The 22,900-nt window shown below is 41.1% G+C and carries 21 protein-coding genes, 1 tRNA gene and 1 pseudogene; 10 read left to right on the top strand and 13 right to left on the bottom strand.

All coding sequences use genetic code 11. From position 1 onward, the window contains the following. Positions 1–169: 169 nt before the first annotated feature. Positions 170–487 (bottom strand): DUF3155 domain-containing protein, encoded by a 318-nt coding sequence (locus H6G75_RS15705; RefSeq protein WP_062294629.1) that lies wholly within the window; start codon positions 485–487, stop codon positions 170–172. Between the two features lie 283 nt (positions 488–770). Here H6G75_RS15705 and H6G75_RS15700 point away from each other — a divergent pair, with 283 nt between their 5' ends. Next, complete coding sequence (locus H6G75_RS15700; protein WP_190980962.1) at positions 771–2,135, top strand: GAF domain-containing sensor histidine kinase; 1,365 nt, start codon at positions 771–773, stop codon at positions 2,133–2,135. Between the two features lie 188 nt (positions 2,136–2,323). Here H6G75_RS15700 and H6G75_RS15695 read toward each other — a convergent pair whose 3' ends face one another. From H6G75_RS15695 to H6G75_RS15685, 3 genes are all read right to left on the bottom strand, one after another. Next, positions 2,324–3,565 carry an S-layer homology domain-containing protein gene (locus H6G75_RS15695; RefSeq protein WP_190980961.1) on the bottom strand — a complete coding sequence of 414 codons (1,242 nt, stop codon included), beginning with the start codon at positions 3,563–3,565 and terminating at the stop codon, positions 2,324–2,326. A 312-nt stretch (positions 3,566–3,877) separates the two neighbouring features. Then, the gene (locus tag H6G75_RS15690; protein WP_190980960.1) at positions 3,878–4,564 is read right to left on the bottom strand and encodes a PEP-CTERM sorting domain-containing protein; all 687 of its coding nucleotides are present in this window, start codon (positions 4,562–4,564) and stop codon (positions 3,878–3,880) included. Positions 4,565–5,004: 440 nt separating this feature from the next. Next, a complete protein-coding gene (locus tag H6G75_RS15685) occupies positions 5,005–5,712 on the bottom strand; it encodes a conjugal transfer protein TrbI (RefSeq protein ID WP_190980959.1) in 708 nt (235 codons plus the stop codon). 369 nt (positions 5,713–6,081) lie between these two features. On the opposite strand from H6G75_RS15685, the gene H6G75_RS15680 reads away from it, so the two are divergent. From H6G75_RS15680 to H6G75_RS15670, 3 genes and pseudogenes are all read left to right on the top strand, one after another. Beyond that, positions 6,082–6,729: a class I SAM-dependent methyltransferase gene (locus H6G75_RS15680; protein ID WP_190980958.1), complete on the top strand. Its 648-nt coding sequence runs from the start codon at positions 6,082–6,084 to the stop codon at positions 6,727–6,729. Positions 6,730–7,376: 647 nt separating this feature from the next. Beyond that, the gene (sbcC, locus tag H6G75_RS15675) at positions 7,377–10,403 is read left to right on the top strand and encodes an exonuclease subunit SbcC (RefSeq protein ID WP_190980957.1); all 3,027 of its coding nucleotides are present in this window, start codon (positions 7,377–7,379) and stop codon (positions 10,401–10,403) included. Between the two features lie 33 nt (positions 10,404–10,436). Next, positions 10,437–10,955, top strand: a pseudogene (locus H6G75_RS15670) (transposase); the annotation flags it as partial. On the opposite strand, the gene H6G75_RS15665 reads toward H6G75_RS15670, so the two are convergent. Continuing rightward, positions 10,945–11,487 carry a GIY-YIG nuclease family protein gene (locus H6G75_RS15665; protein WP_190980956.1) on the bottom strand — a complete coding sequence of 181 codons (543 nt, stop codon included), beginning with the start codon at positions 11,485–11,487 and terminating at the stop codon, positions 10,945–10,947. The pseudogene H6G75_RS15670 and the gene H6G75_RS15665 overlap by 11 nt on opposite strands. 748 nt (positions 11,488–12,235) lie before the next feature. Between H6G75_RS15665 and H6G75_RS15660 the strand changes: the two genes are divergently transcribed. From H6G75_RS15660 to H6G75_RS15650, 3 genes are all read left to right on the top strand, one after another. Beyond that, positions 12,236–13,666 carry a form I ribulose bisphosphate carboxylase large subunit gene (locus tag H6G75_RS15660; protein ID WP_190980955.1) on the top strand — a complete coding sequence of 477 codons (1,431 nt, stop codon included), beginning with the start codon at positions 12,236–12,238 and terminating at the stop codon, positions 13,664–13,666. A gap of 91 nt (positions 13,667–13,757) precedes the next feature. Next, positions 13,758–14,165, top strand: a complete 408-nt coding sequence (rcbX, locus tag H6G75_RS15655) for a RuBisCO chaperone RbcX (RefSeq protein ID WP_190980954.1) — start codon at positions 13,758–13,760, stop codon at positions 14,163–14,165. 45 nt (positions 14,166–14,210) lie between these two features. Next, the gene (locus tag H6G75_RS15650) at positions 14,211–14,540 is read left to right on the top strand and encodes a ribulose bisphosphate carboxylase small subunit (protein WP_190980953.1); all 330 of its coding nucleotides are present in this window, start codon (positions 14,211–14,213) and stop codon (positions 14,538–14,540) included. 146 nt (positions 14,541–14,686) lie between these two features. On the opposite strand, the gene H6G75_RS15645 is transcribed toward H6G75_RS15650, so the two are convergent. After that, positions 14,687–15,619 (bottom strand): DUF4351 domain-containing protein, encoded by a 933-nt coding sequence (locus tag H6G75_RS15645; protein ID WP_190980952.1) that lies wholly within the window; start codon positions 15,617–15,619, stop codon positions 14,687–14,689. Positions 15,620–15,793: 174 nt separating this feature from the next. After that, the gene (locus H6G75_RS15640) at positions 15,794–16,369 is read right to left on the bottom strand and encodes a DUF2808 domain-containing protein (protein ID WP_190980951.1); all 576 of its coding nucleotides are present in this window, start codon (positions 16,367–16,369) and stop codon (positions 15,794–15,796) included. A 232-nt stretch (positions 16,370–16,601) separates the two neighbouring features. Between H6G75_RS15640 and H6G75_RS15635 the strand changes: the two genes are divergently transcribed. Beyond that, positions 16,602–17,093 (top strand): DUF4149 domain-containing protein, encoded by a 492-nt coding sequence (locus H6G75_RS15635; protein ID WP_190980950.1) that lies wholly within the window; start codon positions 16,602–16,604, stop codon positions 17,091–17,093. A 167-nt stretch (positions 17,094–17,260) separates the two neighbouring features. Here H6G75_RS15635 and H6G75_RS15630 read toward each other — a convergent pair whose 3' ends face one another. The 3 genes from H6G75_RS15630 to H6G75_RS15620 form a co-directional block, all read right to left on the bottom strand. Next, entirely contained in the window at positions 17,261–17,554 is a 294-nt protein-coding gene (locus H6G75_RS15630; RefSeq protein WP_190980949.1) for a TMEM165/GDT1 family protein, read from the bottom strand. A gap of 43 nt (positions 17,555–17,597) precedes the next feature. Beyond that, positions 17,598–18,014, bottom strand: coding sequence for a TMEM165/GDT1 family protein (locus H6G75_RS15625; protein ID WP_190980948.1), 417 nt, complete (start codon positions 18,012–18,014; stop codon positions 17,598–17,600). Positions 18,015–18,108: 94 nt separating this feature from the next. Next, entirely contained in the window at positions 18,109–18,459 is a 351-nt protein-coding gene (locus H6G75_RS15620) for a YkgJ family cysteine cluster protein (protein ID WP_190980947.1), read from the bottom strand. A 130-nt stretch (positions 18,460–18,589) separates the two neighbouring features. Here H6G75_RS15620 and psb30 point away from each other — a divergent pair, with 130 nt between their 5' ends. Then, positions 18,590–18,724, top strand: coding sequence for a photosystem II reaction center protein Ycf12/Psb30 (gene psb30, locus H6G75_RS15615; protein WP_062296431.1), 135 nt, complete (start codon positions 18,590–18,592; stop codon positions 18,722–18,724). A 121-nt stretch (positions 18,725–18,845) separates the two neighbouring features. Here the strand turns inward: psb30 and H6G75_RS15610 are convergent, their stop codons facing one another. From H6G75_RS15610 to H6G75_RS15600, 3 genes are all read right to left on the bottom strand, one after another. Continuing rightward, positions 18,846–21,023, bottom strand: coding sequence for a DHH family phosphoesterase (locus H6G75_RS15610; protein ID WP_190980946.1), 2,178 nt, complete (start codon positions 21,021–21,023; stop codon positions 18,846–18,848). Between the two features lie 109 nt (positions 21,024–21,132). Continuing rightward, positions 21,133–21,205 (bottom strand) — tRNA-Arg (locus H6G75_RS15605). 46 nt (positions 21,206–21,251) lie between these two features. Further along, positions 21,252–22,430, bottom strand: a complete 1,179-nt coding sequence (locus H6G75_RS15600) for a murein hydrolase activator EnvC (protein WP_190980945.1) — start codon at positions 22,428–22,430, stop codon at positions 21,252–21,254. Positions 22,431–22,560: 130 nt separating this feature from the next. On the opposite strand from H6G75_RS15600, the gene H6G75_RS15595 reads away from it, so the two are divergent. Continuing rightward, a complete protein-coding gene (locus H6G75_RS15595; RefSeq protein WP_190980944.1) occupies positions 22,561–22,854 on the top strand; it encodes a hypothetical protein in 294 nt (97 codons plus the stop codon). The last annotated feature ends 46 nt before the right edge of the window (positions 22,855–22,900 follow it).

The following is a 22,900-nucleotide window of genomic DNA, read 5'->3' as shown; positions in this document are numbered from 1 at the left end:
AACCAAATTGGCTTGAATAAAGTTGTTTGTCCAACTGCCTGGACTACCCTCTACTGGCAAATCAGACCCAAATTTAAAAAAAATTGAAAATTTTGCATAAACTGAGCAACTTTGCCAGTTAAATGAATATTCAGAACACATTCAACAACGTAAAAGTACCAATTCAAGTTCAACGTGCAGCTACTGCCACAGGTTCTGAACCAGCCGGAGCTTCTAACGTCCGTAGGCTGGGAAACAAGAAATGGTTTTCTTCTACGTATTGGGCACCAAACAGACCTTTTTCTGCCCAGAAATATCGGTCTGTTGTGTGTTCATTGCGCTTTACGAGTAGCAGAGCGGGTGGCAAGATCCCTTCAGCCTGAATGAATTTTCTTGCTGCTGTCACAGGTTTTTCTTCGCCGCTTTCGATGCTATATTGAGGCACATGCTCTAAAATCCGCCGTCCTTCCTGGCGACGACGACTCTTCCGTTTCCGTCTCCTTGCCAACCTATTTTCCTCCTCTTTCAAGCTATTAGATTGTAGTGATAGCTACAAAATCCGTCGTAATTATAAAAGTTCTAGTTCAAAAAATCAATAGTTTATAAACTTTTAATACAACAAAAATAATTTTTTTGAAGGCAAATAAATCACAAAACTAGTAAAGTACACAATTTCTTTATTTCTACCATTACTTGAGAAGCTTTAGTTAAGCTTGATAAAAAGAGAGTTAGAATCAAGCTGATTCTTGAAAATTCCTTCAAAGCCTGTGATCCTGAGCAAGAAATGAGAAATGTTAATGTCTGCTAGTTCAGATTTTGTGGCTTTATGCCGAGAACAAATAACATTGTTAGCCCAAGGGTTGGGTGCTTCTTTAAGTGTGGTTTATTTAACACAAGAATTGGTAGAAGCGCCAACAACTGAGGCGAAGCTGGTTCCTGTGGTTGTTTATCCAGAAACCGCAGGATTACTGCCTGGAGAAGAAAATACGGAAGTAAAAGTACGCAAACAGTTGCAAATTAGTAATATTTTGCTACTACCGAAACAGCAAAAAAAGTTACTAACCGCAGCTACGGAATCTCCAGCTGCATCAGAAGTCGAAACAACAGATACTGAACAAGCAAATTTCCAAGAAGAGTATTTGCTGAGTGGACACCAGATTGTTCTGCCTTTAGTTCATGAAGGTGTGATGATGGGATTACTGGTGACTTGTAGAGAAGACCGGGCTTGGACTGAACAAGAACAAAATACAATTCAAAAGATAGTTCAAACTTTGGCGATCGCTTGTGTTTTAGATCAGCGTCGCGCTTGGTTACAACAGCAGCTACATCAACAACAAGTTCTGCAAGAACAGCAACGAGATTTATTAGATAACTTGCTGCACCAATTTCGCAATCCCTTGACAGCATTGCGGACTTTTGGCAAATTGCTATTTAAAAGACTGCGCCCAGGCGACCCAAACCGAGAAGTAGGGGCGAGTATTGTGCGAGAAAGCGATCGCCTCAAAGAATTATTGCAACAATTTGAGCAGGTTATTGACTGGTCAGAATTGGATGTAGCACCAAGAGCATTACCAGAAAATGAAGTGTTTGTAGAAGCTACTGTCCAAGCAGAACCTAAACCGATTTTATTATTGCCAGGTACAGGCGAACAAGCCACGGATTGCTCTTTGTCTGATTTATTAGCACCATTATTACTATCAGCCAAAGCGATCGCCCAAGAACGACACCTGAAAATAAAAACCGAAATTCCGAAAAGCTTACCTTTGGTGCGTGTTAATCTCAAAGCCTTACAAGAGGTATTGAATAATATTATTGATAATGCTTTGAAATACACACCCAGAGGCGGCAAAATTTTTATCCAAGTTGGTCAAACAAGAGATAGCTTTTTGGGTGTTGCTATTAGTGATACTGGGCCAGGAATCCCCCAAGAAGACATAGCACATTTGGGTGAAAGACATTACCGGGGTGTACAAGCCCAAACAGAAATTCCCGGTACAGGCTTGGGACTAGCGATCGCAAAACAATTAATCGAGCAAATGCAAGGTGAAATTGAAGTTTTCAGCCCCGCAATTACAACCGCGATCGCACCATCCGATGCACCAGGAACTACATTTATTATTTGGTTGCCAATTAGTCAAATGAAGTATGAAGTGTGAAGTGGGAAATTTGTCCTTTTCACATCTTGCACCCAGCGACTAAAGTCGCGGCTACACAGACAAAACCCGCCAGCGCGGGTTCAAAACCTTTGATTTTATATGAGTCCGCGAAGGCGGACTACCCTGCGGGAAGCCGCTTGCGCGTCTACGTTTTTATAGCCGCGAATTCCATTCGTTGGGGCTAAGTACTATCTCACTGACACCAACAGATTTTGATTGACGGTCATTTCTAAATCGGTATTGGGGTTAATGGCGATTAAATCAACACTGTTGCGACCGAAGAACAAGCCAATTAAACCACCGATCGCAGCACCACCGAGAACTTCTTCGGTTGCGATCGCGCGATCGCCTGTCACCGCAGATACCGCCGCCGCCGCCCCAGCACCTAATACTGTATTGGTAATAATGGTTCTAGTGCTAGTACCTTTGTTGACTGTTTCAGTTTTGGTAATCACATCAGAAGTAGCAGCAATTTGATACTCTTGACCTGTGGTTAACACCAGTTTCTGTCCTACGAATTGCGAACCGCCTTTTGCTGGTTTGAGTTGACCAACAACTTGACTACCAGCCGGAATGACCACAGTACCATCTTGGGTAACTACATTTTGGTCAACAGTTAGTGTTAAAGGTGCAGTCTCATCTTTAGTTACCAAGATTTTTTTCGCTTGGTCATACTTCACGGGGATAACAGTTCCTTGGGGAATTGTAATTGAGACGGGTGTAGGTGTTGTGGGTTGAGACGCAACTATATAAGGTGAGTTAATTGCCGAAGCTTGATTAGAACTCACTAAAGCTTGGTAAATAAAAGCTGCTACCTGAGCGCGTGTTGCAGTGGCATTCGGGCTGAGGAATTTAACATTAGGATAGTTGACCACAATTTGCTGTTCCGTCGCCGCCGCAATCGGACTACGGGCATAACTCGCAATTCCCGAAGCATCGTTGAAGTATTGCAGAGTGCCTTCCACATTACCACTAGGGCTATATTGCAAACCATTAGCCAGGGAAACTAACACCTGTTGACGAGGAATCGCTTGATTCGGCTCAAAACGATTTCCAGGATATCCAGATAAGAAACCGATGGTATAAGCTTGCTGAATGGCGCTAGATGCCCAGAAATTGCTGGGTACATCCACAAAGTTGATTGCTTGGCGTTGTGGTGCTTTTGAAAAGGCCTTATTTACCATCGCGGCAAATTGAGCGCGGGTGACTGCTTCTTCTGGGCGGAAACTACCATCAGGGAAACCTGCAATTACACCCCGTTGTGATAATTCTTGAATAAATTGTGCTGCCCAATAATTAGAAGAAACATCTGTAAAAGTAGTTTGAGCTAAAGAAGGTGTGGCAGTTATAAAAGGTGCGACAGCGCCAGCAGTGATGGTCAAAGCCATGAGTGCAGCAGTTTTAGATTGCCAACGATTTAAAGTAAACATTAATTTTACCTCTTTACATTTATTTTGTTTCTGTTAATTACTTAGACAATTTTGACTATAAAAAGTTTCTGGTATTTGATATTTTTTGAAAATATTTTTAGATTCAAATTATAGATATGAATAGGAAATAAGTCATGTGTGTCTATCTCTGATGTATGACTTATTTCCTATGACATATTAAAAATTAATTGATAATTCATCAATAACTATTTCTCATTATGGATAATCTCATGGCAACATAAAATCACCATGAAAAAACTGCTATGCGAGTTTGTTCACATAGCAGTTATCAAATTAAGCTGAAAAGAAAATTTATCCTTGTACAGCTACTTTCTTGTGTTGACGTTTTAAAAGTGAAGTAGTTCCAAAAGTTCCTATTGCCAATACACCTAACATCGCGCTGGGTTCTGGAACACTCTGTGCTAATCTATAGGCGTGGTTATCTGTTTCAAAGGCAATACCATTTGAGCGCATCACAACTCGATCAAATTTTTCGCCTGCATCACCTACAAGATTGACAAATAGATTAGCTTGACCGCTAGTCCAACTACCATCAGCTACAGCACCTGGCACATCTGAGCCACTAAAACTCTTTAACAACTGATTACCGCTATAGATGTCAATGTAGTTGTAACTATCCAAGGAGCCTGCATAAAAACCGAAGTAATCAACAGCTTCTTTGAAAGCAATACTGACAAAACCACTATCACCTGCAACACCACTACCTGATGGCGCAATTGTCAGGAATTTGGTGGTATCTTGATAGGGTGAAGCATATTGACCACTGACACTACCTTGAACAATGTTAGTAGTCACATTAGAGTAAGTAGCAAATCCATTTGGATCATTTGCTGTCCCATCATCAAAGGTGACAGTTTTAGCATCAGAGTAGCTAGAGAACATACCGCCACTTACTACCATAGTTACAGCACTAGCTGGGTTAGCACTCGCTACAATGACAGTTGTTCCTAGTAAAGCAAGAGATAAACTTTTCAGCATAGTAAAAAACCTTCAAGGATATGTGTAAATTAGGAATTGACGATTGATTTCAAACCAACTGGAATTAGTTGATTTTATGAACGCACCTATGTAATAAATAGACAGATAACTTAGTTAAATCCTGCTAGTGAATTTTATTGTTCCCAGTAGGATGGAAGATGCAAATTTGTTTGGGCGCTTAATAATTTAATCTTGGTTTTTTCTACTAAAAACTGATACCGTACATCCACTAAATTTCTTCTAAAGAATAAGTGAAGCGAATTTTAGAGGTTATTAGCCAGCAAATATTTAGCCTGTCGCTTGAATATTAAGTAAGACGATATAGGAATAAAAATGTTTCAGAAATATTAATTTTTGTATCTATAAAAATGAAGCGATCGCCTGTGTCACTATGATAGGCGATCGCTGATAGCATGATTAAATTCACGACGGAATTTTAGTTAATAGGTATTATTTCGAGAAATAACTAAATTGCTGGTCAGTGTGATGTCCAAATCTTCTTCAGGTCTGAGAACAAACACATCAGCTTGGTTTTTCCGCAACAGCACACTCGCAGCAGCGCCAACCGCACCACCAGCCACAGGCTCTAATACTTCAACTTTTCTGTTACCCGTTAACAATGAAATAACAGTGGCTGCACCTGCACCAATAGCTGCATCGGTTAAAATTTGACCAGTATTAGCACCTTTGCTGATTCTTTCGGTTTCAGTAATTGTGCGAGAATTTGCATTAATTGGTAATCTGCGACCAGAAGGAAAGACAAGTTCAGAAGCAACAAATCTCACACCCTTGCTATTATCACTATTTCTGTTGCTGGAGGAACTTCTACCGTATAACTCGACAGGCTCTAATCTACCAACCACTTCAGTTCTAGCAGGAATTAAGACATTTCTATTTCTATCGATGATGTCATTAGCTATTCTCAGCTTGATGGACATACTTTCGCCTGGGGTGATCACGATTTTTTCTTTTTCGTAAGTTACAGGCAAAGTTACATTAGCAGGAATTGTAGTTGAGCGTGACTGCCCAAGATTATATTGCGCTTGGGCGGGAGCTAATGCAATCATGGGAGCGATCGCACCTGCTGTAGTTAAGGCCATTGCCATGAATGCAGCAGTTCCAGATTTAAGCCGATAAAGGTGTGTCATAACAAATTTTACGCTTATGTGTGTGACCTGTGTAATGACGAGGTGTTACTGAGATTGTTTCTGACTAATCGTGGAACTATCTCTCGGCATATTCCCTAGGTAAGACTGATTGCATGACGAGGAGTATTTGCTGTGGTTCCACAAAATTTTAGACTTTTGAAATACGTTGCCCACTCAAGATTTTGATACTTCTAATTGACGCAAATTTACTAAATTTGTTCCATGATAATTTTGTTTTACATTTTATATCTAAAAATAAAAGTATTTACACGGTTATATAATATACAAAATTTGATAATTATATCTTGTCAAAGTATTGCATAAATAGTTACAACAAGGTATTTACTTATATTATTAATGAGTAAGTTTATGCAAGTAGTCAAAATAATTGATGCCTACAATCACGGTGCAGTAGATTATGAACAGATTATGCTGCGCTACTGGCACATTGAACGTCAACCACTAATTGATTCCCTACAACTTCAACCAGGACAAACTGTGCTAGATGCTGCTGTTGGCACAGGATTAAATCTTCCAGCTTATCCCCAAGGTGTAAGCGTTGTGGGTGTAGATTTATCTGAGAAAATGATGAATGAAGCCAGCAAAAAAACTGTCGCCGCAGATATCTCTTTTAAAGTCGCTGATTTGCTAAATCTGGATTTTGCCGATAATAGCTTTGATGCTGCTGCATCTGGCTTTACCCTATGTGTTGTCGCTGATCCTGTACGCGCTTTGAGTGAGATTTTACGTGTTACAAAATCTGGTGCATTAATCGCCATTCTCGATTATTGTAAATCACGAGATCCAGAGATTGAGAAATGGCAAGAATTAATCTATGATGCCGCTTTAGAATTAGGTTTTCCTACAGGCAAGATTAAGTGGAATGCGTTGATGGATTACGATCAGTTAATTTATCACAGTAAGTTGCCGATTGAGGTACTTCAAGATGAGCGTATCGAAAATCCCAACCCGTTTTTATGTGGTTGTCAATTACTGCTGCGAAATTTGAAGGGTTAAGTTCAGTAAATATATAGCAGCCCTAATTGAGAAATGAACAAAAGAGACAAGGTAGATAAGGTAGAGAGATGTTTGTATATCATTCAGGATTGCTATATAGCAATTCTATCTGAGTTGTGAAAAAGTATTCTTTTTAACGTAGACGCGAAGCGGCTTCCCGTTCGCCGTCAGGCGTTCCCGAAGGGTAGGGTACCGCAAAGGGCGCATAGACGCGATAGCGGCTTCCCGCAGGGTAGGACACAAAGAAAGAGAAAGAGGAAAAGAAAGAGATTTCACAAATGATTTAGGATTGCTATAGTAGAGACTTTGTATACAAAGTCTCTACAGTAAAAATAAATTGTCTCTCAAGCTTACATCTCTTTATTAACAAAATAATTTGTGGCGTTGCTGAATAGAGGTATGAATTTAAATGTAGAGACGTTTCATGAAACGTCCCTACAAGGGTTTTATCAGAAAACAAAATGATTTTCATACATGAAATCAGCAACGCCTAATTTGCCAGATGGGAAAAACTTGCTCATCATATTGTTAATTTTCGTAAAATTACGGACTTAAAGACTAGAATACTGATATCTACCTAGCTAAACTATCTAGAGTGCATCTGTACTGCTTGTTGATGAAAACCTAGATGTGGCGCTATTGCCTCAATGATTCCAGTACAACTTATCCTCAAAAACTTCCTTAGTTACCGTGATGCTACTTTAGATTTTCGTGGTTTGCATACGGCTTGTATTTCTGGTTCTAATGGTGCGGGTAAATCGTCTTTGCTTGAGGCGATTACATGGGCAATTTGGGGTGAAAGTCGTGCTGCTGTTGAAGATGATGTGATTCACGCCGGGGCTAAAGAAGTCCGCGTTGATTTCACGTTTCACATTAACCAGCAACTTTATCGCGTCATTCGCACCAGAATTAGAGGTGCAACTGGTGTTTTAGAATTTCAAATCGAAACGCCTGCTGGGTTTCGTCCTCTGACAGGTAAAGGAGTACGGGCGACTCAGGATTTGATTTTAGAACATATTAAACTGGACTACGATACTTTTATTAATTCTGCTTACTTGCGTCAAGGTCGTGCGGATGAGTTTATGCTGAAGCGCCCGACAGAACGTAAGGAAATTTTGGCAGAGTTGTTAAAACTAACGCAGTATGATGATTTGGAAGAACGGGCGAAAGAATCTTCCAGACAATATAAAGCGAGGGCGGAAGAATTAGAGCGTTCTTTGGAAGCGATTAAAATTCAACTGCAACAGCGAGAATTGACAGAAGCGCAACGGGTAGAATTAGAAGCCGAACTGAATCAGCTTCAACAGGTACAAGCTTTTGAGAACATTCAGTTACAAAGTTTGCAGGTTGTCCAGCACCAGCGACAAAATTGGGAACAACAACTGAGCTTTGTGAGGCAACAATATCAAAATTTAACTCAAGATTGCGATCGCCTTCACCAAGAACAATCATCTGTTAAAACCCAACTGGCGGAGTTAGCCGCAATCTTAAATCAAGAAGCAGAAATTAAAAACGGTTACGCCCATTATCAAAGTCTCCAATCTCAAGAAGAAGCTTTTGCGGCTAAATTTGAACAACACACCCGCGCCACAACATTACGTCAACAAAAGCAGCAGCAATTAACTCAGCAAATTCACGAAATTGAAAGACAACTCCAACAAGTCCAAGCACAACTGGAAGCCTTATCACAGCAAGAACAGGAAATTCAGCACACCCTCAGTAAATCAGGCGAAGTCGAAGCCGCATTAGGACAACTCAACGCCGCCCGTCGTCGGGTGACGCAGTTGGATGAATTACAGATGCAGGTTTCGCCTTTATTGCAACAGCGTCAAAGTTTGCAAACTTATTTAGATAGAATCCAAGCTAGTTTAGTCGCCAGATTAGAACAAATCCAAGCTACAGAAAATCAACTGCAACGCGCCTCCCAACGCCACCCGGAACTACAACAAGCGGTGATGGCGGTGGCGATGCAAATTGAACAAATGGAGAAAGAGCGGGTTTATTTGCAACGTGTGCAAGAAAAAGGGCAGGAAAGAAGGCACTTTATTGAGCGACTGCAAGGACAGCAGCGAGAATATGAGAGGTTATTAGGCGAATTAGACCAAAAATTACAAATGCTCCGCAACCCCGATGCGATTTGTCCTTTGTGTGAACGTCCGTTAGATGAGCATCATTGGAATCGGGTTGCTGATAAAACTAAATCGGAGTACAAGGAAACTGAGGAGCAATTGTGGGTATTCCGCGAGCAATTAGCTTGTACAGACAGAGAAATTCAGGCTTTGCGGCAAGAATACCGGGCAATTTCCCAAAAATTGTCACCTTATGACTCTTTGCGGGAACAGCGCGGACAATTAGCCGCCCAACTAGAATCAACCAGTGATGCAGAACAACAGTTAGAACAACTGGCGCAGGAAAGACAACATTTAGAGCGATCGCTCCAAGTGGGTGATTACGCCCAAGATAAACAGCAAGAACTGAGGAAATTAGACGAATATCTGCAACAATTAAATTACAATGAGCAAGACCATGCCCTAGCACGGAGTGAAGTTGAAAGATGGCGCTGGGCAGAAATTAAACAAGGGCAAATTAAAGACGCACTCAAACGCCAAACCCAACTAGCCACCCGCAAACCAGAATTACAAGCAACTATCGTCCAATTGCAAACCAGAATTCAGCAAGAACAAACTGATTCTGAATGCGCCCAACAAATTGCCGCCCTAGAGCGTCAAATTACAGAAATTGGTTATAGTGCAGAGCAGCATAATAACCTACGCCAAGCCGTCCGCCAAAGTCAAGGTTGGCAGTTACGTTATCAACAATTGCTCTCAGCCCAACAGCAATATCCCCAATTGCAAGGCAGATTACAAGAACTAGAAGCGGCGAAAACCACGCGGTTAAATGAACGACAACAACTCGCCAGCCAAATTGATGAAATTGTCCAACAACTAGCCCAGTCTGCCAACCCGATTGAGCAAATTCAAGCTTTAGAACAGCAATTAGCTATCCGCCGCCGACAACTCGATGAACAAATTGCCAAATTAGGGCGTTTGGAACAACTCGCCCATCAATTAGAAACCTTACAAGTACAGTACGAAGAACAACAACAACAACTGCAAGCTTGTAAAAAACAGTACCGTGTTTACCATGAGTTGGCTTTGGCATTTGGTAAAAATGGTATCCAAGCATTGATGATTGAAAATGTGCTGCCCCAACTAGAAGCTGAGACAAATCAGTTATTGGCGCGGTTGAGTGCCAATCAGTTGCATGTGCAATTTGTTACCCAAAAAGCTGGACGTAGCGGTAAATCTACCAAGAAAAATGCCAAGTTGATTGACACCTTAGATATTCTAATTGCTGATGCCAAAGGAACCCGCGCTTATGAGACTTACTCTGGTGGGGAAGCATTTAGAATTAATTTTGCCATCCGGTTAGCAATGGCGAAATTATTAGCACAACGGGCGGGTGCAGCGTTGCAATTGTTAATTATAGATGAAGGCTTTGGTACACAAGATGCCGAAGGATGCGATCGCTTGATTGCCGCCATAAATGCGATCGCTGCTGATTTCGCCTGTATACTGACAGTAACTCACATGCCCCACCTCAAAGAAGCCTTTCAAGCCAGAATTGAAGTGCATAAAACTCAACAAGGTTCACAGGTAAGGTTGTCGGTTTAAGAAAATAACCTTCAGAAATCAAAAATGAGTCCTATATTATGGGGAGACATAACTGGTTATGTCTGGGGTAAAACAGACCAAGAAATAGCAATTAGCATTGTTAACGAACGAGAGAAACAGACATACTACGGTGCGGTTGATTATCTGGATGGCAAGTTACTTATTAAAGCTTATAATGCTGGTAACTCAAACAATACGATTGATTATTTACGTTATTTATTAGACGCTTCTCCCAACCAACGATTACTTCTTTTTTGGGATGGTGCTTCTTACAATCGTTCACATCTGGTTCAAAACTTTTTAGGAGAGATAAACCGTGATGTGTCTCCAGAGCAGTGGAAAATTCATTGCGTTCGCTTCGCTCCTAATTGCCCATCACAAAACCCAATTGAGGATATTTGGTTACAAGCTAAAACCTGGGTGCGCCGTTTCTGTGCTTTGATTCCTTCGTTTTCTCATCTCAAGTGGATGTTTGAGTGGTTTCTCCGACACACTAACTTCGATTTTGCAACTCTTCAAATGTACGGTGCTTTTTCAGAAATCAAATACTAGTCCTATATGAACTCCAAAATTTCTGAACTCGATGAGATTTATTTTTGTGAATCGAGTTCAATAGTATACTGCTGTCATTGCTAGGGGCTAATATAACTATGCAACGTATAGTGTCATCAGCATACTCGCCAGCCACTACAGAACACACTGTAGAAAACAAAAGTGTGGTTTTATTTAGTACTTTTAATAAACGTTTGATTTCCCTTTTAACTTCTAGTTGTTGAGGCAAATATTTTTTAACTTTGCAACCATTAAGCTCTGGTTTTAGGATTTCAATATAGTACTTTTCCTTTTCGGTTAACACATCAATAGAAAACTCATACCAATAGATTCTGTATAAGTGTTTTTTGTAAGAGCGAATGAATTGTTGATAGCGATGATGTGTTTTGCCTTCCCAACGAGATTTAATATCACTAGCTTTGCCAACATACCAAACACATTCGTTGACATCCACAACCACATAAATTCCCGAAGAGGATGGTAGACAATGCCTTTCAGTAAATGCAACACTCGACCAATCTTTCCATTCCATACAGCTTAACCCACAATCCTTTGTTAGTTAAGATTTCCACATATGCAGAAAATCAAACATCTGTCAATACCCAAACTTTTGTTTTCTAGGATATCAGTAGTCGTTATTTTGCCAGGGTTGATGCTTTACACCTTTGTACATTTTTGTAAACTATTTTTAACAAAATGTTTAAATCTTTATGTAATAAAAAATTTAAATATATAAGTTAAAAATTTTCAAAGAATAACTTATGCAATTTCTTGATATATTGTGAGACAAGTTACAAATTACGTTGTGTGCAATTTTGTCTTTCGCTGACTACTCGACTAAATCACCATCCCGCAAAGTCTCGTCTGGTTTGCTTTCTACAAATTGGAAACACAGCAAGAGTGCGGATGCGGAAATGTAAGCGAGAACGCGCATTTCCATAATTAAACAGATGTAAACGAGAATAACCTCATACTTTCTGCAAAGTAGAGAGTTTTTACCGAGGCTACAAAGGTTTAGCGAGTCAAGAAGAATAGATAAAAGAAATTTTTCCATCCAACAAGGGCGCAAGCGTCAGGATATGCACTCCTGAGCATGAACAGCACTGGTGAGAAACCAAGTGTTAATTAAAGAAAAACTGCTACCCTGTGGCGAAGACGACCTCAAACAACCAATGGTGCCTAACTTTCTCCTCTAGTGATGAGGGTGAAAAAATGGTGAGAGGAAGTTGTACAAAACGTGATTTGATAAGTAAAAAGAGTGACATCTTGGAAGGATAGATATGTCTTACGCTCAAACGAAGACTCAGTCAAAAGCTGGGTATAAAGCCGGGGTTCAAGATTACAGACTAACTTATTACACACCCGATTACACACCTAAAGATACGGATCTTCTGGCGGCGTTCCGTGTTACACCCCAGCCTGGAGTTCCCTTTGAAGAAGCAGCTGCGGCTGTAGCGGCTGAGTCTTCTACTGGTACTTGGACAACCGTATGGACAGACTTATTAACCGATCTAGATCGTTACAAAGGTCGTTGCTACGATATCGAACCAGTTCCTGGCGAAGACAACCAGTTTATTGCCTACATTGCCTATCCTCTGGATCTCTTTGAAGAAGGTTCCATCACCAACGTTTTAACCTCAATTGTGGGTAACGTATTTGGTTTTAAAGCTTTGCGGGCATTGCGTTTGGAAGACCTTCGCTTTCCTGTTGCTTACATTAAGACCTTCCAAGGGCCTCCTCACGGTATTCAAGTTGAGCGTGACAAATTAAACAAATATGGTCGTCCTTTGTTGGGTTGTACCATCAAACCAAAATTAGGTCTATCTGCTAAGAACTACGGACGCGCTGTGTATGAGTGTTTGCGCGGTGGTTTGGACTTCACCAAAGACGACGAAAACATCAACTCTGCACCATTCCAAAGATGGCGCGATCGCTTCTTGTTCGTAGCTGATGCTATCCACAAGTCTCAAGCAGAAACAGGCGAAATCAAAGGTCACTACCTCAACGTCACCGCGCCTACCTGCGAAGAAATGTTGAAGCGGGCTGAGTATGCTAAAGAACTCAATATGCCCATCATCATGCACGACTACCTAACCGCAGGTTTCACAGCTAACACCACCTTGGCTCGTTGGTGTCGTGACAACGGTATTCTGCTTCACATCCACCGCGCGATGCACGCAGTAATTGACCGTCAAAAGAACCACGGTATCCACTTCCGCGTATTAGCTAAAGCTTTACGTCTATCTGGTGGTGACCACATCCACACCGGTACAGTTGTAGGTAAGTTGGAAGGTGAACGTGGTATTACAATGGGCTTCGTTGACCTGTTGCGGGAAAACTACGTTGAGCAAGACAAGTCTCGCGGTATCTACTTTACCCAAGATTGGGCTTCTCTACCTGGTGTAATGGCAGTTGCTTCTGGTGGTATCCACGTATGGCACATGCCCGCGTTGGTAGAAATCTTTGGTGATGACTCCGTATTACAATTCGGTGGTGGTACACTCGGACACCCCTGGGGTAATGCTCCTGGTGCAACCGCTAACCGTGTAGCGTTGGAAGCGTGTATCCAAGCTCGTAACGAAGGCCGCAACTTGGCGCGTGAAGGTAACGACGTTATTCGCGAAGCTGCTAAGTGGTCTCCTGAACTAGCTGCTGCTTGCGAACTGTGGAAAGAAATCAAGTTCGAGTTTGAGGCAGTTGATACCGTCTGATCATCAAGTAAAAGGTAAAAAGTTAAAAGGTAAAAGAAATCTTTTTACTTATTACTTTTTACTTTTAACTTAAATTTGGGCTGGGTCAAGCATGAATCTCAAGCAAATTGCGAAAGATACAGCCAGAACGCTCCAAAGCTACCTAACTTATCAGGCGCTAAGGACTGTACTGGCACAGCTAGGCGAAACGAATCCACCATTGGCAATTTGGCTGCATAACTTTTCCGCAGGAAAAGTCCAGGATGGAGAAGCTTACATTAAACAACTTTTCCAAGAAAAGCCAGATTTAGCTTTGCGGATAATGACAGTCAGAGAACACATTGCTGAAGAAGTTGTCGAGTTCTTACCAGAAATGGTTCTGACTGGTATTCAGCAAGCTAATACAGAACAACGTCGCCAGCATTTAGAACGCATCACGCAGCTGAGTTTATCTAACCCCAGTCCTGAATCAGAACAACAGAGTTTTTCCGATCCTGACTGGGACAACTTAGCCAGTTAGGAAATTTCCAAGCCGTCACAAAATAGCAAACAGTTATCACCAGTTATGCAAACCCTACCAAAAGAGCGCCGCTACGAAACCCTTTCTTATCTTCCCCCCCTCAGCGACGCTCAAATTGAAAAACAAGTTCAGTACATTCTGAGCCAAGGCTACATTCCAGCAATTGAATTTAACGAAGTTTCGGAACCCACCGAGTTCTACTGGACACTTTGGAAGTTGCCTTTGTTCGGTGCTAAATCCACCCGCGAAGTATTAGGCGAAGTTCAAGCTTGCCGTTCTCAATATCCTACCCACTACATCCGTGTTGTAGGTTTCGACAACATCAAGCAGTGCCAAGTTCTCAGCTTCATCGTTCACAAACCCAACAGATATTGAAAAAGTTACAGGTAAAGGATAAAAATCCTAATACCTGAGTTAACTAAATTTAAACAAGAGAGGTGAAGTAACAGCCTCTCTTTTTTTGTTATAAAATTTTGTTTATTCTTGAGTGCGATCGCTCCAACTTAGTCAAAATTAATAGTTTACTGATTAGTTGTATCTTGTTGTTGGCTTAACCAAACTTCTAAATCTGCCACTATGGCAAAATCTAACAATGCTTCTGCCAGAGATTCTAATTGTTCAATAGATAATCCTTGAATTTGCTCGATTAAAGATATATCGATTTCTCCTAAACGCCGATTTAACAGCCGCAGAATTAGCTGTTGTTCTCCTTGTTGTACACCTTGCTGTAAACCTTCTTGTAAACCTTCTTGTCTAGCGCGTTCTCTATCTTCCTGATACAGTGGTGCTAATCTCATCACTAACTCCCGATCATCTGTTTCGATATTTTGATTGATTCGCAAGTTTTGTTGCAGGCTATATAGTAATTCTAGCGTCACTCTCTGAAAGGGGTGATTTGCTGGTAGTGCTGTTAATTCATCAATCGCTCGTTGCTGTACTTTCCCTCGTCCCAGGATTCTCAGCCATAGTGTTTCGGGAGTTGATGGTAACTGATGAATTACGACTATGGCTGTTCGCAAATATTCAGGTAAAAAGTACACTCCCTCCAGCCAATCTGATTTGAGAACTACACCAAAACCAGCAAGAGTTGTTTCTGATGCGGTGGGTGTGAGTATCCATTGTTGGGGAATTTCTGAGTCTGAGATTTTGCTTTTGTTGCGATTTGCTTCTCGCTGAATTGCTTTGTTTACTTCTAATGATTTTGAGAGACAATCTTTAATTTCTTCGATGGATACTGGGTTGCGAAATGGTTCAAAAATGGCTGGTGTTGTCGCCATTCTGCCTAATATTCCCAAAGTGTTTAAGTTAGCTGTTTGTGTGGGAATTGGTGTGAATAATACATCGATTTCTTTGACTTCGGCTGCAACTCGACTTGGTGCTTGGACTGTTCCGAATGGTTTTAGGAGTTCTTCTAAATAATCTTTAGAGAATTGATCATGGATAAATCTCGTCATTATTTAAGTGATTTGAGTCAGATAATTGCTGTTATTTTATCAAAGCGATCGCACTACAGAATCAGCAAAGATATCTGATGGAGATCACTGATAAATTGCGCAGAATTTATCAAGTTTCTTTTGTCATTTTTTAATTGGAAATCTCTGAAAACTACATTGATTTATGACGATTATCTAGCGCCAGAAACCAGGCCACCAAACTGAGTCACTACTACTATAAAACTGCAATCTGCCATAACCTAAAAATTGTCCGTGGGATTTTTCCCCTGTAGGAAAAGCTGTGACTCCAAACAGATAAACACCAGTACTACGGGGATTTTGCCAAGGTTTTAAACCAATGGTAATGGTTTTACCTGGAGACACTGGTGGATCAAATGTCAGGGTGACTGTTCTGGTTTTGCGATCGCCTTTTACAGTTTGTAATTCTACCTTTTGTCCCTTACCAGAAGGTTTACCTTCAAAAGCCACACTATCGTTTAAATCAAAAGTAATATTGTCTACGCCTTCGTGCTGATTAATTACTAGGCTTTGTAGTGGTTCGCCGGCATTTTCTGGCAAATTGATTGTAAAGTAATATGTCGCACCCCAGGCGTAAATCTCGTTATAAGTAGTGATGGTATTAACTAAACGCGGTGGTTGTGCAAAATACACTGTGCCATCTTGTAATTGAATGGCGTAACTTGGCAGCAGATAGCCCTTAATTAAGGTTATACTGGCGATCGCGGCACCCAATAATACTCTAGAACGCATAAATTTTTGGGATGGTTACTTAATTAATATTGTAATTTGAGTGCGTCTTACCTGTATTATTTCCATCATCTTCAGTATTAAACAAGCACAACAATAGATGTTTTTATTACATCTTTGTTACTTGTTTCTGCTCTTAGTTAATACTATTTTGCAAAATTTAATTGATATTTGTTGTCAAAGTTACTCTTAAAGTTAGACACTAAGAGTAAAAGCACAGCAATTATTTTGTATTATGAATACATTTGCTACAGTTGCATTCAAGCGGTCAATTTGGCAACCTGCCATTATGTTGACCTTGGGTTTTTGGTTAAGTGCTAGTCTGATTTTAGATTGGGTAATAATGCCTACGCTTTATTTTTCTGGGATGATGAATGAAGCTAGTTTTACTACAGCAGGCTACGCAATTTTTTGGAATTTTAATCGCATAGAATTGTTATCTGCGGCGCTCATTTTAACTGGTGTATTGGCTTTAAGTAAAACCAAATATAACTGGCATCCTAATACTATTGTGTTTGCGGTTATTTTGCTCACAGTATCTCTGCTGGAAACTTATTTTTTAACTCCCAATATGTGCGCGGCTGGAGTTCATCTCAATTTGTTTGAAACATCGACAATTCCCGCAGCAATGGATTTATTACATGGTGGTTACTGGGTGTTGGATGCAGTGAAGCTGTTGACTGGCGGAATATTGTTAAGTCAATGCTGGCGGATGCAAGCTGAGTAACGGGAATTAGGGCTTCTGTCGTTTCAAACTAAATATTGTCTTGAAATTGAAAAACTAATCCATTGGTGAAAATTGAATGTGAAAAACCCCAGTTTTTCTAAAAAACTGGGGTTCTCATTTTTTAGTCAAAAGTTATGAAATTGATGGTGACTTATTCTTCAAGGTGTTTATTCCGATTCTACTGATTCTTCGTTGTTAAAAAATAATAACCTTGCAGCCAGAATCGCAAAACCTACAGCCGCGATCGCTTTTAATATCCTTGTAGGTAATACTTCTGCAACTGCACCACCAGCCAATGCACCTAAAAGGCTGGTTAACAATAGTGCGCCTGCTGTACCAAAAAAGATAGCTTTTTGAGATTGACCACGACTAGAAAGTGCGATCGCCGCTAACTGGCTTTTGTCACCTAATTCTGATAAAAAAACTGTAATAAAGCTTAGTCCTAAAAGATGCCAATCCATAATGTTAAGGGGAGTAGGGAGTGGGGAGTGGGGAGTAGAGGAATTAACCTTGCAATACATCCCAAAACAGCATGACGGAAATTAACAGCAACATAACTCCGGCTGATTTTTCTACAGTTTTGGGACTGAGGCGACTGGCTATCCAACTACCCAACAGTACACCCAGTAAACTTGTGCTGATTAACGCCGCCGCAGATCCGAGAAACACTACCCAAGGTGCGTGAGATTCTGCACTCATTAATAAAGTGGATAGCTGAGTTTTATCACCAATTTCTGCGAGAAATATCGTCACGAATGTTGTGCTGAAAACAACAAACGCTGATTCTTGCTTTTTAGGACTTTCAGTAATTACAGGTTGCAGAGGCTCAATAGTTGCAATATCCAGTTGAGATTTAGCGTTTTCTTTGAATTCTGGTAAGTCTTTCGCAGAAATTACCACAGGTGCAGTGTCAAGTTTCACAGGCAGTAGTTTTATGACTAGTATATTTTCATATTTTTCTCATTTTCTCAGATAGTTGTAATAAATTGCAACTGTGTTGCGAAAAATAACATAATCACAAGCCAACAGCTTTGTCGAAGCGCAGCATTTCTAAAGAGCGATCGCCATATACCCCTTCAATCTGTTGGCGACAGCAATCTATGGCAAAATCATTCAGTTCTTCTGGTTCAATACCGTACATATCTTGAAATGCTTCTGCTTCTACTCGGCAAAAACGCGGACGGTTGGGATAAATCCGGCATTCTCTTGTGGTATGGTCGAAATTAATACACCAACCATCTTCGCCTACCATACTCAGGTAAAGTTCCAACTCTTCTGGCGTGAGGTATTCGTCTAAGTCGGGACGGTCGTTAGGGTCGAGATTACAGCAGGCTCCACATTGCTTGACACATTGCCAGTTTGCCATTTTGTGTTTTTTCCTATAATTTTGTTAAGTAAATTAAAAATCACACACCGTTCCCGGATATGATCAATTGCGGGTTTTGCAACTGATTGATTATCGAACTTTTTAAGACAATTGGGAGGAAAGAGAAAAAATGTTAGACGGTATTATTAGCACTTTCACCAGCATCAACTGGGAAGTTATTTTCCAACTGCTTTCTGTTGCATTAATTGTCATTGCTGGCCCAGCTGTAATTTTTGTCCTGGCTTTTCGCAACGGCAACCTGTAAGAGTGTAAAGTGCTGAGTTGTGAGTGCTGAGTGAAACATCAGTATTCATGACTCAGCATTTATGGCGGATTTCGGGTGAATCAGGTACAAAATTTTACCAAAAAGTCATATTATAAGGAACTTACAACCCTGTTGCCTGTCCCCTGTTGTCTATTCCCTGCTGTATGTATGATAATGCTTGCAACGCTGCTTGAATAATGGAATCATACTGTGGTTGAGAGACATCAACCTCCATTGCCTCTTCACGACTGGTTCCCAACAAGCCGATTGTGCGTTCTGGCTGCATGACTAAGATTTTACCTTCAGGATTTTTGATTCTGAGTTCTGGGAAAGAATTATTTTGATAGATGCCACAAGTATACTGCCGTTGATTGTGTTGAAATGTGGCTTTGAGTGGGTTCGGTGATGCAGTGTAAAAGATTTGAGATGAGGCTTTTGTTAATCTCACGCCGAGTAATTCTAACTCGATGGTAGTGTTGCCGTTAAAAGTGTTTTCGCGCAATTTATAAGCAATATCAACTCGTTGTGGTAGAGGATAATAATCACGCCAACGCCAAGCGATCGCCTTAATTGTATATTGCTGACTATCAATAGTTTGGGCTAATGTCACTTTAATATGACCTTTGCCGATAGTTTGCTGGTCGATAACTTGGACGTTTGGTGTCCAAAAAACGGGATCAGGGTTATCGATACCGCAAGGATGCAACGCATTTAATTGTTGGAATAGTTGGTGATTGATTTGGTTAAAGTTAGCTTGAGCATCAATTTTAAGCAGTGGCTTGAGGTGTTGGGGTTCTAGACACTGGTTAGCAAAATCAATTAAACGCGATCGCACCAATTCTAAATTTTCTGCGGGTAAAGAAAATCCACCTGCCGCTTTATGACCGCCGAATTTACCTAACAAATCCCGACAATATTCCAACGCTTCAAACACATGAAACTCAGGAATTCCCCTTGCAGAACCACGGATATGTGTTTCATCTTCATAAGTACCAATAAATACAGGCACACCGTAGCGTTCTACCAAACGAGAGGCAACAATCCCAATTACACCATGATGCCATTCAGGTTGGATAACTAATAATACGCGGTCTTGTGGTAAAGAGGCGATAAATTCTGATTCTACATAAGCGATCGCTTCTTGTTCAATTTCCTCGCACATTTGCTGACGGCTAGTGTTTGTTTGCTCACACTGCATTGCTCTTGTCAGTGCAACTCCCATATCATCAGTAGTTAGTAAATCAATCACCGTCTGCGGATCACCAATTCTACCAACTGCATTAATCCGGGGGCCAAGACGAAAGCCGATATCTTCTGGTTTGAGGGATTTGGGGGGAGATAAGGGAGGAGGGGTAGACAAGGGAGAGGGGGGAGACAAGGTAGCGATATTTCCACCTTGTCCGCCTTGTCCACCTTGTCCCCCTTGTCCCTCCTGCTTCGCTTGCACGCCAGCGATTTGAATTAACGCTTGCACACCTGGTAACTTAGATTTTGGTAAATGCTTCAAACCGCGTTTTACCCAACGGCGATTTACACCAGTTAAAGGAGCTAAATCTGCAATGGTTCCCAGGGTGAATAATTCAAGCATTGGCTGAATTAAGCCTCTGGTTTCGCCTAGCTGTTGTGCAAGACAAACCGCCAAAATATAGGCTACACCTACACCAGCCACACCGCGATAAGGTGAAGCTTCGGCGATGAGTTTGGGGTTGAGGATAGCATCGGCTGGTGGTAATTGTTGCGGAATGTCATGATGGTCGGTGACAATGACTTTTACGCCGAGTTCTCTGGCTCTAGCGATGGGTTCATAAGCAGAGATCCCATTATCTACAGTGAGAATGAGTTTGACACCTTCGCTGTGAAATTCTTCGACGATGCGTTTGTTGATACCGTAACCTTCGTGCATCCGACTAGGGATAGCATAATCTACTTGTGCGCCTAAAGCCCGGAGACTCCGCAATAATAATGCAGTACTAGTCATACCATCGGCATCATAGTCGCCGCAGATAGCGATTTTACTTTGAGATGCGATCGCCTCTTGTAACAACTCCACACTCATCGCCAAATCAGGAAATTCTTCTAACGGCGGAGGTAAAACTATTGATTCTGGTTCTAAAAATGCTTGTGCTTGTGCTGGTGTTTCAATGCCACGATTAATTAATAACTGGCTGATGATAGGAGAAAGATTAATAGAAACTGCCAGTTTTTCAGCTAAATCTGTTTTTTGTGGGTAAATTTGCCAACGCTGATTCGGTAAGCGCCTGCGAGTTTGTGAACGTTCAGGTAAAGGTCGGTTCAGCACAATCAAAGCAAATATAATCGCAAAATCTATATTAGCGATTATTGCTATATTAAGTACGTCCGCAAAATTTTTTTCTGCAAGACTACTAAAATATATACAGCTATAAAAACGAGCGCGGAGGGATTTGAACCCCCGACCCACAGAACCGGAATCTGTTGCTCTATCCACTGAGCCACGCGCCCTTAGTCTTCTGGATTATAGCATAGTTGTGATCAAGTTTGCAGACTATTAAAGAAAATCAGCCGGATTGATGGGCGTACCACGGCGACGCACCTCAAAATGTAGATGTGGCCCGGTAGAAAAACCTGTGGAACCGACAGCCGCGATCGCTTGTCCGCGTTGTACTCCTTGTCCTTCCGAAACAAACAATTCGCTGGTGTGTCCGTAGAGTGTAGTCAATCCGTTACCGTGGTCGATAATTACGGCTCTACCATAGCCACCATACCATCCAGCAAAAATGACAGTTCCCGAATCTGCGGCGCGAATTGTACTACCATAACTAGCAGCAAAATCCAAACCTGCGTGGAAGCGGCGATAGCCGAGAATTGGATGTATCCGCCAGCCAAAGGGACTGCTAGTAGGTGCATTGCTGGGATAAGCAAACACGCCTGTTCCGCGAATGATCACACTATTGCGGCTGTTGGTTTTGCTGCGTCCTTCTAAGGCGGCGACTTTTTCTTGAATTAAGTTTTCTAGATTTTGAGAGTCTTTTGCTAATTGATTTTCGGCTGCTTCTAGGGCGAGGCGATCGCTATTTAAACGTTGAAGTAATTCTGCTTGAGACTGCGCTTGAGCTTGATAATCTGCTTTTTGTAAAAGTAATTGCTGACGAATTAACGCAATTTCATTTTTTTGTTGTTCTACATCAGTTTTTTGCTGATTGATTTGCAGTGCTTGGACATTGAGTTTGGCTAAAATTTTCTGGTCTGCCTGATAAACTAACTTTAATTGATGACGACGGCTGATAAAGTCACTGATATCTTGGCTCTGCATTAAAACTGCCCAGCCTTGACTAGCGTGCGATCGCTGAAGATATCGTAACCTAGCAACTGTAGCAACTTGTCTTTCTTCGTAGCTACGTTGCGCCACAGCTAAATCGGCTTCTAACTTTTGCAGGCGTTGAGTTGCTTGGGTTAACCGCAATTCACTATCTTGAATTTGATTATTTGTGGTATTGATATTTTGATTGATACCAGTTAAACGGTTTTGTGCAGCATTGTGCAAATTTGTCAAGCGATCGCGTTCCTGAATCACATTCTGGCGTTCTTGATTAATTTGTTGCTGCTGTTGTCGCAAGGTATCAACGGAAGCTGATGTTGTTGCATATCCCGCCGATAGGGAAATTAATACCAAACAAACACATAAAACATAAGCAAATCCCAGAAAAATGATTTTTAATGCTCTCATAGCGTGAGCCTAACCAAGCCAATGCTGCGAAACACTATGAGTATTCCCAAAATTCTGGTGTTTTGCTCAATGCACTATTTTTTACCGTACCTGTGAGAAGTTAAATGGAATAGGTAAATCATCCGGTGTTATGAAAGCACGTATAGCAATTCTCTTAATTACTTTAGTTTTTCCAGGTGTGGCGGTAGTAGGAACATCACTTTATTGGTTTAACTTAGACTATGCTGCACTGGGCAAGGCTGAGAATTATGTACAGAAACTAGTAGAAGAAAACAAAGTCAATGATAGACAATTAGAATACGCTTACCATCGTACTTTTATTCATCGCATCAACGTATTCGCTGATGGTACATGGGGACTATTGGGAGGTGTGATCACAGCACTGGGGATACATGGATTAGTAACGATTAAGGAAAAGCCATAAAAAAATATCTATTGTAAATAAGAAGAGTCCCAACTTATCAAGGAAT

Source organism: Nostoc sp. FACHB-280, from assembly GCF_014697615.1.
Taxonomy (GTDB): domain Bacteria; phylum Cyanobacteriota; class Cyanobacteriia; order Cyanobacteriales; family Nostocaceae; genus Nostoc_B.
This window is presented reverse-complemented; position numbering and strand designations above follow the sequence as displayed.